We start from the raw sequence: 15,813 nt of genomic DNA on the forward strand, positions 1-15,813 counted from the left end.
CAATCTACGGAGAACCAGAGACTTTAGCAAGAGCAGGCGTAAGTAATTAGAAAATATCGAGTTGCTTTTTCTCTTTCAGAGCCTTTTTCTCTTTGCTAATATCGGTATCCGCATTTACGGCCTCTCCCGGGCCAGGGTTAGCACTACTTACACGGGCTGCCTCATCGGCAAGCTCCTTTAACTGAGAAGGCAAAGTTACAGGCTGCCGTTTGGATGTCTTCTTTGCTTTGGGCTTGTCGTCCTCTGGCTGCTCAACCTCCAGCATCTTAGGCACATCCACTTCATAAATCTTAAAGTAGTTTAGCTTGTTTCCTAATGCTTTCCAGCCTTTCACATCAATAAACTCATTTAGCAGAAGCTTCTCAGTTTCACGCTCACCGCGCAGCGATCGTTTAAACTTGATAGTTGCTAACGGTTCAGGATGCGCAGACACTGCCTCCAACCTCGAATTCTTGGTTTCAGGTATAAAGCTAAAGCGTTTGCCAATGGTGGTCGTTTCTATCTTGAAGCGCTTAACATAGTAAATTTTGTTCTCGCCTTCGTAGTAAATTGTAGAAATAACGGTTTCCGGGTCAAACTTCTGCAGCACTTTGAGTTTCTCAACAGTGTAGTGGTTTGCAAGATCAAATGAGGTAAGCTCATACGTTCCATCATCGTACACGGCAAGTATAGAATCGTCCGTATTAAAAGAGCCCAGATAGCGCCCTCTGCCTTCTGTATTCAAGCGGCCGATAACTTCATCGTAATAGATTTCGCGGCCACCAAGCGTTGACTCGCCCAGGCTCTTCTGCACAACTTTCTTGACAGCGTATTTCGTGACAATATTACCATTGGAGCCTTTGCCTTTGATCATAAGCTCTGCAAAATCATAGTCAAGCACTTTGTTTCGGGCTTGGGCATTTGGCGAAAGCGTGATGGTTACCACCTCTGACTCTGAGTTAGGATTGGCTGTCAGGTACTGCACCTTGGAGCCTTTATTGCCTTTAGTCAGGTCATATTCCTTGTCGCGCGTGACGGATTTAACAGAGAAGCGCTTGGCATACGACACACCTGATTTCCCATCCAGGTATATCATGTTATACACCATGTGCTCATCGTTCTTGTTATAAACGCCAGCAAGTATGATGTCTTTGCCTACAAAGGTTTTCTCGGCCACTTTTGTTACCATGAACTTACCATCCTTTCGGAAAACGATGATGTCGTCCATGTCAGAGCAATCGCATACGAAGTCGTCTTTGCGCAGGCTGGTACCTATAAAGCCATCTTTGGCATTCATGTATAGTTTCTGGTTGGCAATGGCAACGTTCTGTGCGTTAATCACATCAAAGGTTTTCACCTGTGTGCGGCGTTCTTTGCCTTGGCCATACTTCTTCAGGAGGCCTTCAAAGTATGCAATCGCATAGCGGATTAGGTTCGCCAGGTTATCATCCACCACAGCCATCTCCTCTTCCAGTTTATTGATGTACTCATCCGCTTTAAAGGAATCATACTTGGAGATGCGCTTGATCTTAATTTCAGTTAATCGAATTATATCGTCCTCAGTCACCTCGCGGCGGAGTAAGTTTTTGAAAGGGTCCAAGCCTTTGTCGATGGCATTTAGCACCGCTTCCCAAGTCTCACACTCCTCAATGTCACGGTAGATGCGGTTCTCGATAAAGATTTTCTCAAGCGATGAGTAATGCCATTTATCCTCCAGTTCTCCTTTGCGGATTTCTAGCTCACGCTTTAAAAGGTCCACTGTCTTGAACGTAGAAATGCGCAGCAGCTCGTCCACACTCATAAAGTGCGGTTTATCCTCGATAATTACACAGGCGTTCGGAGAGATGGATACTTCACAATCGGTAAAGGCGTAGAGTGCGTCGATGGTCAGGTCCGGGGAAACGCCCGTTGGAAGTTGCACCTGAATCTCTACATCGGCAGCGGTATTATCTACCACCTTTTTAATTTTGATCTTATTATTCTCGCTGGCTTTAACGATTGACTCCATCAAGCCGGTAGTGGTCGTACCATAAGGTACATCCCGGATGATGAGCATCGTTTTATCAACCTTCTCAATCGTTGCGCGCACACGAATCTTTCCACCACGCATACCGCCGTTATAGTTCGTAACGTCGATCTGCCCGCCAGTCAGAAAATCGGGTAGCAGTGTGGTACTACGGCCTTTTAGCACATCAATAGAGCCTTTGATCAGCTCCTTGAAATTGTGCGGCATAATCTTGGTGGAAAGACCTACCGCAATACCTTCCACACCCTGGGCAAGCAGCAACGGAAACTTAACCGGCAAGGTAATCGGCTCGTTTTTACGGCCATCGTAGCTTAGCTGCCACTGCGTTGTTTGCGGGTTGAATACTACATCCAGGGCAAACTTAGAGAGGCGAGCCTCAATGTATCGTGGTGCGGCAGCGCTGTCGCCGGTGCGTACATCGCCCCAGTTACCCTGCGTTTCAATCAGCAGGTCCTTCTGGCCAATGTTCACCATGGCGTCACCGATAGAGGCATCACCGTGCGGGTGATACTGCATGGTTTGGCCTATTACGTTGGCTACTTTGTTAAAACGGCCGTCGTCCATCTCGCGCATGGCGTGCAGGATACGGCGCTGCACAGGTTTTAAACCATCTTCAATAGCTGGTACCGCACGCTCCAGAATCACATAAGAAGCATAGTCGAGGAACCAGTTTTCGTATAAGCCAGAGACAGGAGTTACATTATGGATGATTTCCTCTTCCCCATCGGTAAACTCCACTTCCAGCTCTTCGTTCTCGTTGTATTCTTGGTTGTTCAACTCGTCGTTATGCATATACCTCTTCAACTATATCTTTTTCAATCTTCAGGTTTTCGATAATAAACTGCTGACGGTCAGGCGTGTTCTTACCCATGTAGTAGCTCAGCATCTTCTGGATCGTGGTATCCTTGTGCAGGATTACCGGCTTCAGTTTGATGTTATCACCGATAAACTTGCCAAACTCGTCCGGAGAGATCTCACCCAAACCTTTAAAGCGCGTGATTTCAGGCTTTTTACCTAGCTTTTGAATTGCCTCCTGCTTTTCAGATTCGTTGTAGCAATAGATCGTTTCTTTCTTGTTGCGTACCCGGAACAGCGGTGTTTCAAGTATAAATACATGGCCGTTACGCACCAGGTCCGGGAAGAACTGCAGAAAGAACGTTAGCAGCAGCAGACGGATGTGCATGCCGTCTACGTCGGCATCCGTCGCGATCACCACACGGTTGTAACGTAGGTTTTCAAGGCCTTCCTCAATGTTCAGGGCGTGCTGCAACAAGTTAAACTCTTCGTTCTCGTACACCACCTTCTTTTTCATGCCATAGCAATTCAGGGGCTTACCGCGCAAACTGAACACTGCCTCAATATCCACGTTCCTAGACTTTGTGATGGACCCGCTGGCAGAGTCGCCCTCAGTGATGAACAGCGTGGAGAGCACAGACTTCTCGTGCTTGTCCTCGTTAAAATGCAGGCGGCAATCACGGAGCTTGCGGTTATGCAGATTGGCTTTTTTAGCTCGCTGATTTGCAAGTTTCTTAACACCAGCCATATCCTTGCGTTCACGCTCACTCTGCTCTATTCGCTTGCGGAGTGCATCGGCAGTTTCAGGGTTTTTATGCAGGTAGTTATCCAGGTGCTCCCTTACAAAATCGTTAATGAAGGCACGCACGGCTGGTCCGTCTGGGCCCATCTCTATAGAGCCTAGCTTGGTCTTCGTCTGCGATTCGAAAACGGGTTCCTGCACACGCAATGAGATCGCCCCGATGATAGACCCACGGATATCTGCGGCATCGTAATCCTTCTTATAAAAATCACGCACGGTTTTAACTACAGCCTCGCGGAAAGCCGCTAGGTGTGTTCCGCCCATTGTAGTGTATTGGCCATTTACGAAAGAGTAATACTCTTCGCCATAATCGTTGCCATGCGTAAGGGCCAGTTCAATGTCCTCCCCTTTCAGGTGGATGATCGGGTAGCGTATACTTTCCTCATCGGCTTTGTTGCGGAGCAGGTCTAGCAGGCCGTTTTCTGAGTAATACTTCTTGCCGTTAAAGTTTATGGTGAGCCCAGCATTCAGGTACACATAGTTCCAGATCTGATTCTCGAGATAGTCTGGGTTAAACTGATAGTTCTTAAAGATGGTGTCGTCCGGAGAGAACACGGTTAAGGTACCATTACGCTGGCTAGAATCCTGTACCTCAAAATCCTCGATGAGCACTCCTCTTTCAAACTCGGCTGCTTTCATTTTGCCGTCGCGCACCGATTGGATGCGGAAGTGGCTGGAAAGGGCATTTACCGCTTTGGTACCAACCCCGTTCAAACCAACCGACTTCTGGAAAGCCTTACTGTCATACTTACCACCTGTGTTAATCTTGCTAACACAATCAATTACCTTACCCAGCGGAATACCTCGCCCGTAATCACGAACCTGTACCTTATGATCGGAAATTTTAATTTCGATGGTTTTACCGAAACCCATCACGTGTTCGTCAATAGAGTTGTCGATAACCTCTTTCACTAAAATGTAAATTCCGTCATCCGCCGACGAGCCATCGCCAAGCTTACCGATATACATACCCGGCCTTAGCCTGATGTGTTCACGGGGTTCGAGGGAACGGATGCTGTCTTCGTTGTAATTATGCTCTAACTCTGCCATTCTGTAAGCGTAAGTGTAGTTGAAAAGGTAGTATCAATCCGAAATATAGGAAATAATAAAAGACAAGACCCAATCTATAAGTTCCTGCCGCATGCTAAATTAAGAAGAACGACTTAATTTTACTAACCTTGTTAGCTTAAATAGCTCTAAAAGGTGCGTACAGGTAAATAACCAATAGTATGTAAAGTCGGTTCAATACTCCTTAGCTATTTAAGGGAATTAATAGCTAATTTTTTTAGCATTTTTATATATAGATTGTTAGATACAAAAAGGCCTAATATTTACTTACCTTGAGCCGCAAATGTAGATGCTGCACAGCAATAATAAATACACAAGTATACCTTACATGGAAATAAAATTACCCCCCTACTTCAAATACACCATCATTCTTCTGGGCCTTACCCTATTAATCTTCGGGCTCATCACGTTTAAGCCCATCCTAATGCCGCTGGCTTTCGGCTTACTATTCGCGTTGCTCCTGTTGCCACTTAGCCGCGACCTGGAGATTAAACTGCGTTTTCCGAGGCCTTTAGCCATTCTCTGCAGCATTACGCTAGTAGTGGTAGTGCTAGGCATGATTGCCTGGTTTGTGTCGTTACAACTTGTTAGCCTGACATCTGATTTAGATACTGTGGGCCAGAATATTGAGGCGCTGCTGGCACGCGGCCAAGATTTTATGGCCTCTAAATTTGGCATCACTCCCCCAAACAAAACCGAGCTGATTCAAAACGCTATCGGAAGCATACAGGATATTTCGGCCACGTTTTTAGGAAGCACAATTTCTATGACAACCGGGGCATTAACCATACTCACCCTGGTTCCAATCTTTATATTCTGCTTGCTTTATTACCGCGACCACCTGGAACAGTTTATGTTTAAGTATGTGGCTAAAGACCGCCGAAGCGGCGTCATTCAAACTGTGTCAAATATTCAGCATGTGGTGCAGAGCTACATTTCAGGGTTGATGATTGTGATTGTGGTGGTGGCGCTCTTAAACACGGCAGGCTTGCTTATGCTTGGAGTAAAGTATGCGATTTTCTTTGGGGTGTTTGCCTCCATACTAACCATCATCCCATACATCGGAATAATGATTGGCGCCTCTCTGCCCGCTCTTTTTACGCTGGCAACAACCGGCAATTTACTGGACGCAGTACTGGTAGTGCTTGTATTTATGTTTGTGCAGTTCCTGGAGGGTAATTTTATCACGCCGTTTGTGGTCGGCTCAAAAGTAAGTATAAACCCGTTTGCCGCAATTGTGGCCCTGCTGTTAGGTGGTGAGATATGGGGGGCCGCCGGAATGGTGCTTTCCATACCTATGATTGCGATGATGAAAGTTATTTTTGACGTTTACCCCCCTTTGCAGCCCTTTGGTTTTCTGCTTGCTGATATTGAGGACTTAAAGCCCCAACGCAAACGCGGAATACGCAATTGGCTGGCCGAGTTAGTGAACGGCCTTGGCCGCGGCAAACGCGACACAGACAGTTAGTTTTGCTAACTATATTTGCAGTGATAATACATATACACAATTTTGAAACGGAATACTAAAAATATTGGTTTAGGTAAGGAGCCTGTGGAAGCTAGCGCAGGCGCGTTTGACCAAGACTTAAACCAAAGCAACTTGTACGCGATAGTAGACATAGAAACCACGGGGGGCCAGCCTCACCAGGACAAGATCACTGAGATTGCCATTTTTATACACGACGGAGATAGGATCGTTGACAAGTACCATACGCTTATTAACCCGGAGCGCCCTATACCATACTTTATTACCCAGCTAACCGGCATAAAAGACGACATGGTGCAGGAAGCACCAAAGTTTTACGAGGTAGCCAAAGAGATTGTGGAGTTTACCGAGGGCAAGGTTTTCGTGGCACACAATGTGCGCTTCGACTACTCTTTTATGAAGAAGGAATTTGCTGACCTTGGCTTTACTTTCCAGCGTAAAACGCTCTGCACCGTACGCCTGAGCCGCGCGCTCATACCTGGCCTGCCATCTTATAGCTTGGGTAAGCTTTGCCATAGTGTAGACATTCCGTTGCGCCAGCGCCACCGTGCCATTGGCGATGCAGAAGCCACTGCCCTGCTTTTTGATAAGCTCTTGAAAATAAACAAGCCGGTGGTAGATGGCAACATGAACATGGCTTCGGAGAACACGTCTCAATTGTTAAAGCAGGAAATTAAAACATCGCTGCTGCCCCCAGCTATTAGTAAGGAGCAGGTAGATGCATTGCCCATGGTGCCGGGTGTGTACTATTTCCATAACGAGGAAGGGGAAGTTATCTATGTCGGCAAAAGTATAAATATAAAGAAGCGCATCATTCAGCACTTCAACATCGATTATAAAAGCCGTAAATCACTGGATTTCAAGAACAGCATCACCGACATAACCTATGAGCTGATGGGTAACGAACTGGTGGCGCTGCTCTTTGAGTCGGCTGAGATTAAGCGCATGAAACCGCAGTATAACCGTGCGCAGCGCCGCAGCGTGTTTAACACGGGCATTTTTGTGTACGAGGATGAAAACGGCTATAAGCGCCTGACGTATGGCTCGGTAAATAAAGCCGATAATGAGAGCATGACCCCAATCATCGCGCTGTCAAACCATTTTAAGGCAAAGGGCTTCCTGTTTCATAAAGTGGCGAAGTATAACCTGTGCCAAAAGCTTTGCGACCTGTACAAAACCACAGGCGCCTGTTTCGACTATCAGGTGCACCAGTGCAACGGTGCCTGCATAGGCAAAGAGGCCCCGGAAATTTACAACCAGCGCGTGGAGGAAGCCATTGAGTCGTTTACGTACGAGCACGACAGCTTCGTGATCGTGGGTAAGGGGCGCGAACCCGGCGAGAAATCTGTGGTTGTGGTGGAGCACGGCACATACTTAGGCTTCGGTTTTGTAGACCAGACCTTTTCGGCCAGCAGCCTCTCCGACTTTAAGGATGCTATCCAACGCTACAACGACAACAAGGATGTGCAGCAAATCATTCGCAATCACATACGCAGCAAGCACAAAGACAAAGTGTTGATATTTGACTAAGATGAGCGGCAGGTTTTATACTTGCCGCTTTTTGTTTATGATTTATCAGTTATACGTTTTGCAGGCAGTCTGTCGGGTTTAATTTAGATGCCTTGAACGCCTGTGTGCTTACAGTTAACCAGGCAATCAGCAGCGCTGCGAAGCCTCCGCTCATAAAATACCAAGGCTCCAGTTCTACCCGGTAGGCAAAGTTTTCAAGCCAATTGGCGGCAAGAAAATAGCTTATCGGGAGCGCCAGTGCTACTGACACCAGAACCAGCTTTGTAAAATCGCTGGTGATCAGGTAAACAATGCTCCACTCGCTTGCCCCCAGCACTTTTCTCACGCCGATCTCTTTCTTTCTTCGCTCAGCCGTGAAAGCTGCCAACCCGAACAGGCCTAGGCAGGAGATAAGTATAGCTAAGCAGGCAAAGTATTTTGCAAGGTCGGCCACGCGCTGCTCTGAAGTATAAAGTGCTTGATAGGCTTCGTCCAGAAATTTATAATCAAGTACAAAGCCTGGGTTAAATCTGTTGTAAAGTGCCTGAATATTCTCAACCGTTTCTTTCTCCCGACCGGCATCAATCTTAGCCATAACCTTTAGCGCTGGCTTTGGCTCCAACCGAAAAAACAGCGGCTTCACCTTTTCATGCAGCGTCTGAAAATGAAAGTCTTTTACCACTCCGATAATCATTTTATTCTCACCCCACACATTCACCACTTTGCCAATCGGCTCTTGCAGGCCCATTGCCTGAATTGCGGACTCATTGAAAACGATGCTGGCAGAGTCTGCACCGAATTCCCTTGAGAACGATCGCCCGGCCTTGATTTTTATACTTAGCGTTTCGATCATGCCATAGTTGACAGGCAGTGTTTGGAAAGCTATGGCTTGGTCGGGGTTTGCCCCCGGCCAGGTTAGACCTACGGTGGAGCCATAGTCGCTGAGAATGCTACCGCCGCTGGAAGCGCTTTTGACGCCAGGCGTTTTCTCCAGTTCGTCTAAAAAAGCTTCCAGTTTTTCCTGTACATTGCCTTCTGCGGTGAAGTAGATAATGTTTTCTTTACTGTAGCCCAGGTTTTTGGTCTGGACATACGCTATTTGCCTGAATACGACCATCACAGAAATGATCAGCACCACGGATAACGCAAACTGAAACACCACTAACCCCTTACGCGCCCAAAGCTCCCCGGCAAATGCATCTAACTTGCCACGCAGCACAGTTGCAGGACTAAAACCGGAAAGGTACAAAGCAGGATAGCTGCCGGCCAGTAAACCGGTAAACAGTGTTAAGCTTAGTGCCCCAAGTATAAATAACGGATGATAACTAAGGGAGAGCTGCATACCGGTAAGCCGGCTAAATGGGCCAACCAGCAGCTCAACCAACATCAGGGCAACAATAAGCGAGGCAAAAGCCACAAGCATCGACTCGCCCAGATACTGAAGAATCAAAGATCTCCGACTGGCCCCCATGGCTTTCTTAATCCCCACTTCCTTCACTCTTCTGGATGCCTTCGCTGTGGAGAGGTTCATGAAATTTATACAGGCAATGATAAGTATGAAGATTGCGATTAGCGAAAAAAGTTGAACATACTCTATCCTTCCGCCAGCTTGCACGCCATTTTCATACTTATTGTAGAGGTACTTATCAGCATACGGCCTTACAAACAAGGCCACATTAGAGTCAGGAGTTTTTGTTTTAAGAAACCCGGATAGCTTTCGGTTAAACTGCTCAACATCCACGCCACTTTCTAAGAGCAGGTATGTTTTGGCCTGGTGGTTATCCCAGTGCATGGCGCTGCCAAGCATGGACTTAAACTCTTCAAACGAAAGAAAAAAATCATAGCGCTCGGAGGCGGTGGAAGGCATGGTTTGGAATATTCCGGTTACAATGACTGGTTTCTTAAAATGCAGAATCTGCCACTGCATGGTTTTGCCTACAACATCTTGCGTTGTGTTAAAGAGTTTCAATGCCAGCTCCTCCGAAATAACAATGCCATTACGGTTGGAAAGCACCTGGCCTTTTGCGCCATGAAGAAGTTGATAAGAAAAAATATTGAAATAGTCTTTACTCACAAATTGGCCTGCCGCGCTGATGTGCTTCTCAGAACCTGATACAGTGAATTTTTCAGGGATATCCGATGAGCTTACCGCATACTTAATCTCTGGCATGTCAGCTTGAAGGGCCTCCCCTAACAGCCCCGGACCAACTTCCCACGTCACCGTACCGCTGGCGTTATGGTGGTTTGTCATTACCTGATAGAGCTGCTTGGCTTGCTCATGAAAAGAATCCATGGCTAGCTCTTGCTTTACCCACAGGAAGATTAGCAGCGCACAGGCCAAGCCCGTAGACAAGCCAATCAGGTTTATCACAAACGTGCTTTTAAACCGTATAAAGTTTCTATAGATAAGCAGGAGGCTGTGCTGCAGCATAAGTTTACTAGAGTTTTATGAGAAAGATTCTGGTTGGTAATGGCATTACAACTAATATACCACATTGCTAATGCTCAAAATTAGCCTGTAAAGCCACTTCGGAATTCTACTACTGTTCGTTATCAGACACTGAAACGCACGAAAATGCACAGCAAAAACCAACGAATAAGTTTGGGTATTAATATTCTGATCCGACAGCAGCCATTTAACTTTGGCTAGAAAAAGTTAAGAAGCAAGCTAGCCCATGATCTCAAGCATTTAACTGCCGTTTGATTTCTTTATTTGTAAACTAAAGTATAATTTTACTCTGTCCGCTGCATCTAAAATTGTGGCTGAAAGTATAACTCTGTCTAACAAACTAAAAAAATATAACTGTGAACGAAACAACTAAGAAGTTTAGAGCCGGCGTGCTTTTCGGCGATGAGGTAACTGAACTGTTTAAGTACGCGAACGAAAACAACTTCGCCCTACCCGCTGTGAACGTGATCGGCACAAACTCTGTAAATGCCGTGCTGGAGACAGCCAAAGCTGTTAACTCTCCAGTAATTATCCAGTTCTCACATGGCGGCGCGCAGTTTTTTGCTGGCAAAGGGCTGAACAATGATGATCAGAAAGCTGCTATTGCTGGTGCTATCTCGGGTGCCCAACATGTGCACCTGATGGCTGAAGCTTATGGCGTGCCCGTTGTGCTGCACACTGACCACGCTGCTAAAAAATTATTGCCTTGGATTGACGGCCTGCTTGATGCTGGTGAAAAATTCTATGAGCAGCATGGCAAGCCACTCTTTTCGTCGCACATGCTTGATTTGTCTGAAGAGCACATTCAAGAAAACGTGGAAACCTGCTCCAGCTACTTTACGCGCATGAACAAACTGGGCATGACCGTTGAGATTGAATTGGGTGTAACTGGCGGCGAAGAAGACGGCGTAGACAACTCTGGCATTGACAGCTCACGCCTGTATACGCAGCCCGAAGAAGTGGCTTATGCTTACGAAGAACTGAACAAGATTAGCGACAGGTTTACAATAGCCGCCGCTTTCGGCAACGTGCATGGCGTATATAAGCCAGGCAACGTAGAGCTGCGCCCTGAGATCCTGAAAAACTCTCAGGACTTCATCAAAGAGAAGTTCGGCACAGGAAATAACCCGGTTAATTTCGTATTCCACGGTGGTTCAGGTTCTGAGAAGAGCCAGATAAAAGAAGCTATCGAGTATGGCGCCATTAAAATGAACATCGACACGGATATGCAATGGGCATTCTGGGATGGCGTGCGTAATTTCTACGAAGGCAAAAAGGGCTACCTGCAAAGCCAGATCGGTAACCCAGATGGAGAAGACTCTCCAAACAAAAAATACTACGACCCACGTGTGTGGCTACGTGAAGGCGAGAAAAGCTTTATCGAGCGTTTGAAAGAAGCCTTTACAGACTTAAATGCGAACAATCGCAACTAGGTCCAAAATTTACTAAATCAAAAAAGGGAAGCATAATAGCTTCCCTTTTTTGATTTATACTTGCTGCACTTTGTGCTCCTGTAGCCATCTGAAAATCTTGTCTGTATCCTCTTGCCGGCAGAGCTCCGAGCCTGGGGTCATGGTGGCTGCGGTACCGGCTGCAACGCCATAACGCGCCACGTCACCTAGGGAGTTGCCATTTAGTAAGCCAAGCACCATGCCTGCCACCATACTATCGCCTGCCCCTACGGCACTTTGCTGCGGTACAATTGGCGGCACCACATAGCTAATTCCATCTTTCGAGGCCAGCATCGCCCCTCGGGCACCCAGCGAAACCACTAGCACTTTACATTTGCCCGCATTTATTACCTGCATGGCAATCTCCTCTTGCTCCATGGCAGAGATCTTCTCTTTGCCAGCTAAAGCGGCAAGTTCACCAATGTTAGGTTTTAAAAGGTAAACCCCCTCTCCGGCTGCTTTTAACAAGGCATCCCCCGAAGTATCAACCAATAATTTAAAGCCTCTCGCTTTAGCTATCCCTGCCAGCTGAGAGTAAAAATCTTCGGGCACACCTGGCGGCAGGCTGCCGCTGGCAACTACAAACTTTGGCAGCTCCTCGTCAGGCATTTGCGTTAATTGTTTCAAGCATCTCTCCCATTCGTCCTCATAAGTATAGGGGCCTGGCATTCCAAACCGGTATTGGTTCCCGGAGTTGTCTTCCATCACCATTAGGTTTTCGCGGGTCCAGTTTTTAGTTTCAACAGCCCAGACATCTACACCTTCGGATTGAAGCAGGGCGCAAAGTCTCTTGCCAGATGGGCCGCCCACCCATACCCAGGCACAGGAGCTGCCACCTAGTTTCTTAAGCGCCCTCGATACGTTAACGCCTCCGCCGCCTGACTCATAGGTTGGCTCGTTGCAGCGTAGCTTCTTTTCTGGTAAAACCTGTGCCACATGAGTGCTTTTATCTAGGGCAGGGTTTAGCGTAATCGTAATGATGTCATGCATATTTTTGGAACGTAATATTTTATTTACTGGCTGATATCGAATTCGCGCTGTTCTCCTGTCTGGAAAGTATAAACCTTGCCCAGCACGCCTATCTGCACTTCTTTAGACCAGCCTCTATCGAATGTTATCCTGATTTTCTGATGTGTGAGGTGCAAGGAGATCCAGTGGCTACGGTACCTGATCTGAAAGTTAAGGCAATTGATTTCATCCGGAAGCGCAGGGTTTAACCACAGTACATCGTCTCGAATTTCCAGCCCAGTGAAACCGCGTTGCACCAGATCCACAGTACCTGCCATTGCACCCAAATGAATACCCTCGGGAGTAGTGCCGCCTTGCACATCTTCTACATCGCTGACCAAAGCTACCTCGAAGTTATGCCAGGCCCGTTTACGATCTGAGCGGGCTAGTACCCACGAGTGCACTATTTTGCTAAGAGTAGAGCCATGCGACGTTCGCTGCTGGTAATAGTCAATGTTTTCGGGGATGTTTTCCGGCTTAAAATCATAGTCCAGGGTTTGGAAGATCTGTACCAGTTTTTCGGATGAAAACAGGTAAAACAGCATTAAAACATCGGCTTGCTTACTGGCTTTATACTTGTTCACGTTGTCGCCTTCGCTTTCCAGAATCCTGTCCAGCCGCATTGTCTCGCCATACTTTACCTGATACTCCTGCCACGGAAATTCCTGTAGCTGGCCGTAGCCCTCAAACTGGGCAATTATACTTGTGTTCTCTAGAAACGGTATGTACATTTTGGACGCGATATCTTCCCAACGCAAGACGTCCGCTTTTGTAATATCTAGTTTCTGAAAAAGCTCATTTACCCGCGAGTCATCCAGAATTTCGATGAGCTTTAGCGCAGTTTGTATCACCCAAACTGCCATCACATTAGTATAAGCATTGTTGTTCAGCCCTATTTCATCTGACCCTGGATAGTCAGTATGGTACTCGTCTGGCCCAACAACGTTGTGGATCTCATACCTTTGGCGCTCGGGGTTAAACTTTGAGATGGTAGACCAGAACTGGGCAATGTCGAACATCATTTCGCCGCCCATATAGGTCATAAACGCCATGTCTTGGTTTGCCTGGTAATACTGCCATACATTGTATGCGATAGCTGCACTGATGTGCCGTTGCAGGTAGGTGTTATCGGGTAGCCAACGCCCTGATTGCGGATTTAAGTGTATAACCTGGCTTTCTTCGCGGCCGTTGCTGCCGCTTTGCCACGGGAACATACTGCCTTTGTAACCAGCCTGTGATGCGGCATAGCGCGCCTCGCGCATGCGGCGGTAACGGTAAAAAAGCAACTCCCGCGTTAGCTCAGGCAGGCGCAGGTTCAGAAAAGGAAATATGAAGAGCTCATCCCAGAATATATGGCCCCGGTAAGCCTCGCCATGCAAACCACGGGCTGGCACGCCCACATCCAACCCTACGGTGTTAGCCGAAACTGTTTGAAGCAAATGGAAGATATGCAACCGCAGTACAGACTGTGCTTTATCATTACACTCTAGTTGCAAATCGCAGCGGTTCCAGAGCCGTTCCCAGGCCATGGCATGCTTGCCCAGGAGGTGCGAAAAGCTACCCTGCCGGTCTATGTTCTTACGGGCTTCTTGCAGCGTCTCGGTAATGGCGTGGTCCCGGGAAGTATGAATTTGAACGACTTTTTCGACACGCAGTGTCTGACCAGACGTGCAATTAACACTGATTAGCTGCTCAACAAACCCATCCTCTTGGTTAAGCACTCTTTCAGGTTGGCCAGTATCAGGTGCTGTGAAAATATGTGTTCTGGCAGCCTGTGCCATCCGCATCCCGGACTGCACGGTTTCTACCTGCAAGTAAATAGTTTCGTTGTTATGCTGGCCTTGCGCCAATGGCGTCAGGTGTTTTCCATTGAGGGCCCTGTAGCGCGCCACGCCGCTGTTCGTTGTGCGACCATCCAGGGCAGCGGAAATTTCTATAGGCCCCGACCAGTTAAGTGGAGTTAGCTCCCATGCCAGTGCCACAACGTGCTTGTTGGCCATACTTACCAACCGCCGCGTGTGTAAATCGCTTTCCCGGCCAGCTTCATCCCTATACCGGATTATTCGCTCCAGTACACCTTGGTGCATATCCAACTCCTGCCTGAAGCTAAGTAATTCCACAAGGCTCGTATGAAACCACTTCTCACCTGGGTGCCTGTACTTTAGAGGCAACCAGTTTGGCCAATTCACCAGATCCTCGTTTTCGATTTCCTGACCAGCAATCTGAGTTACAAGTCGGTTGTAGCCGCCAGCCAAATAAGTGCCAGGGTAGTTTATGCTTTCGTCTGCTGAAGCCTCCTCAAAAGCCCCACGCGTAGCAACATAGCCATTGCCAAGCGTGCATAGCGCCTCGCGCAGCGGCTGCTGTTCCGGCTTCCATTGATCATAAACTACTTTCCATCCGGGCATGCTATTCTTTTTTTACAAACAGCGTGAGCGCTTCCAAGAAGGCTTGAACTTCTTCAACATCCTCAAGTCTATATTCTGCTGCCGTGTCTTCATCGTGCTCTCCAACAAGTATACCTATGCCGCTGCCCTGTAGCTCTGCAAAAGCATCTTCATCTGTCAGGTCATCACCAATGTATAGAGGTATAATATTGGGCTGGTTCAGGTCTAGCTCAGCTAGTAACCACCGTACGGCCTTACCTTTATGCCAGTCGAGATTTGGTTTCAGTTCCAGTACTTTTTTGCCTGGCCCTGGTTTAAGCTCTTTATGCCTTGTCAGCACCTCGTGTGCCGCATCCAGCACCCTCTGCACCTGCTCATCGGGCACGTTACGGTAATGCACGGCTATGGCATAACGCTTACGCTCTACCAAAACACCCTTTACGCCGGTTAGCAGCTTATTAAGCTCTACTTGGGCGTTATCGAGCGCAGGAATGGCGGCTTTGGCGCCTCCGGGTTCTGTATGCATGTTGCCCGGCCCCGAAATGTCGAACCCGTGCGAGCCGGCGAAGTATAAATTATCCAGCTTCACTAGGCCTTCCACGTTGGCACGGTCGCGGCCGCTTACTACGGCTACCGGGCATACTTCAGCCAGCTTTTGCAGTGTTTCCCGCATCTCGGGAGTTAAAACCGCCATTTCAGGATCTTTCACGATGGGGCTTAGGCATCCGTCGTAATCCAAAAAAACGGCTGGGGTCTTACCGTGCAGCAGTTCACTTATTTTATGGAGAGCGGAGGGCAAGGTTTTACCATTATATTTCTGGATGTTGGTTGCTGATGGGTTTGTCATGCTAAT

General features: G+C 47.6%; 9 protein-coding genes. 3 read left to right on the forward strand and 6 right to left on the reverse strand.

Translation table 11 applies throughout. From position 1 onward, the window contains the following. Positions 1-46: 46 nt before the first annotated feature. Together D1627_RS07710 and D1627_RS07715 are read right to left on the reverse strand one after the other, a co-directional pair. Positions 47-2,797 carry a DNA gyrase/topoisomerase IV subunit A gene (locus D1627_RS07710; RefSeq protein ID WP_119431632.1) on the reverse strand — a complete coding sequence of 917 codons (2,751 nt, stop codon included), beginning with the start codon at positions 2,795-2,797 and terminating at the stop codon, positions 47-49. Beyond that, the gene (locus D1627_RS07715) at positions 2,790-4,652 is read right to left on the reverse strand and encodes a DNA topoisomerase IV subunit B (protein ID WP_119431633.1); all 1,863 of its coding nucleotides are present in this window, start codon (positions 4,650-4,652) and stop codon (positions 2,790-2,792) included. Before D1627_RS07715 ends, D1627_RS07710 begins: the two co-directional genes overlap by 8 nt. Before the next feature lie 346 nt (positions 4,653-4,998). Here D1627_RS07715 and D1627_RS07720 point away from each other — a divergent pair, with 346 nt between their 5' ends. Both D1627_RS07720 and D1627_RS07725 read left to right on the forward strand, forming a co-directional pair. Next, positions 4,999-6,138 (forward strand): AI-2E family transporter, encoded by a 1,140-nt coding sequence (locus D1627_RS07720; RefSeq protein ID WP_119431858.1) that lies wholly within the window; start codon positions 4,999-5,001, stop codon positions 6,136-6,138. A 42-nt stretch (positions 6,139-6,180) separates the two neighbouring features. Beyond that, on the forward strand, positions 6,181-7,686 hold the full coding sequence (locus tag D1627_RS07725) for an exonuclease domain-containing protein (RefSeq protein ID WP_233555551.1): 1,506 nt from the start codon (positions 6,181-6,183) through the stop codon (positions 7,684-7,686). Between the two features lie 49 nt (positions 7,687-7,735). Here the strand turns inward: D1627_RS07725 and D1627_RS07730 are convergent, their stop codons facing one another. Beyond that, positions 7,736-10,096 (reverse strand): ABC transporter permease, encoded by a 2,361-nt coding sequence (locus tag D1627_RS07730; protein ID WP_119431634.1) that lies wholly within the window; start codon positions 10,094-10,096, stop codon positions 7,736-7,738. Positions 10,097-10,470: 374 nt separating this feature from the next. Here D1627_RS07730 and fbaA point away from each other — a divergent pair, with 374 nt between their 5' ends. After that, a complete protein-coding gene (gene fbaA / locus D1627_RS07735) occupies positions 10,471-11,547 on the forward strand; it encodes a class II fructose-bisphosphate aldolase (protein WP_119431635.1) in 1,077 nt (358 codons plus the stop codon). Positions 11,548-11,601: 54 nt separating this feature from the next. On the opposite strand, the gene D1627_RS07740 is transcribed toward fbaA, so the two are convergent. The 3 genes from D1627_RS07740 to otsB are packed head-to-tail and all read right to left on the reverse strand — an operon-like array spanning position 11,602 to position 15,807. Further along, positions 11,602-12,555, reverse strand: a complete 954-nt coding sequence (locus tag D1627_RS07740) for a 1-phosphofructokinase family hexose kinase (RefSeq protein ID WP_119431636.1) — start codon at positions 12,553-12,555, stop codon at positions 11,602-11,604. A 23-nt stretch (positions 12,556-12,578) separates the two neighbouring features. Beyond that, positions 12,579-14,981 (reverse strand): glycoside hydrolase family 65 protein, encoded by a 2,403-nt coding sequence (locus D1627_RS07745; RefSeq protein ID WP_119431637.1) that lies wholly within the window; start codon positions 14,979-14,981, stop codon positions 12,579-12,581. Between the two features lies 1 nt (position 14,982). After that, on the reverse strand, positions 14,983-15,807 hold the full coding sequence (gene otsB, locus D1627_RS07750) for a trehalose-phosphatase (RefSeq protein ID WP_119431638.1): 825 nt from the start codon (positions 15,805-15,807) through the stop codon (positions 14,983-14,985). Positions 15,808-15,813 lie beyond the last annotated feature (6 nt).

This window comes from Pontibacter oryzae, assembly GCF_003576375.1.
GTDB lineage: Bacteria > Bacteroidota > Bacteroidia > Cytophagales > Hymenobacteraceae > Pontibacter > Pontibacter oryzae.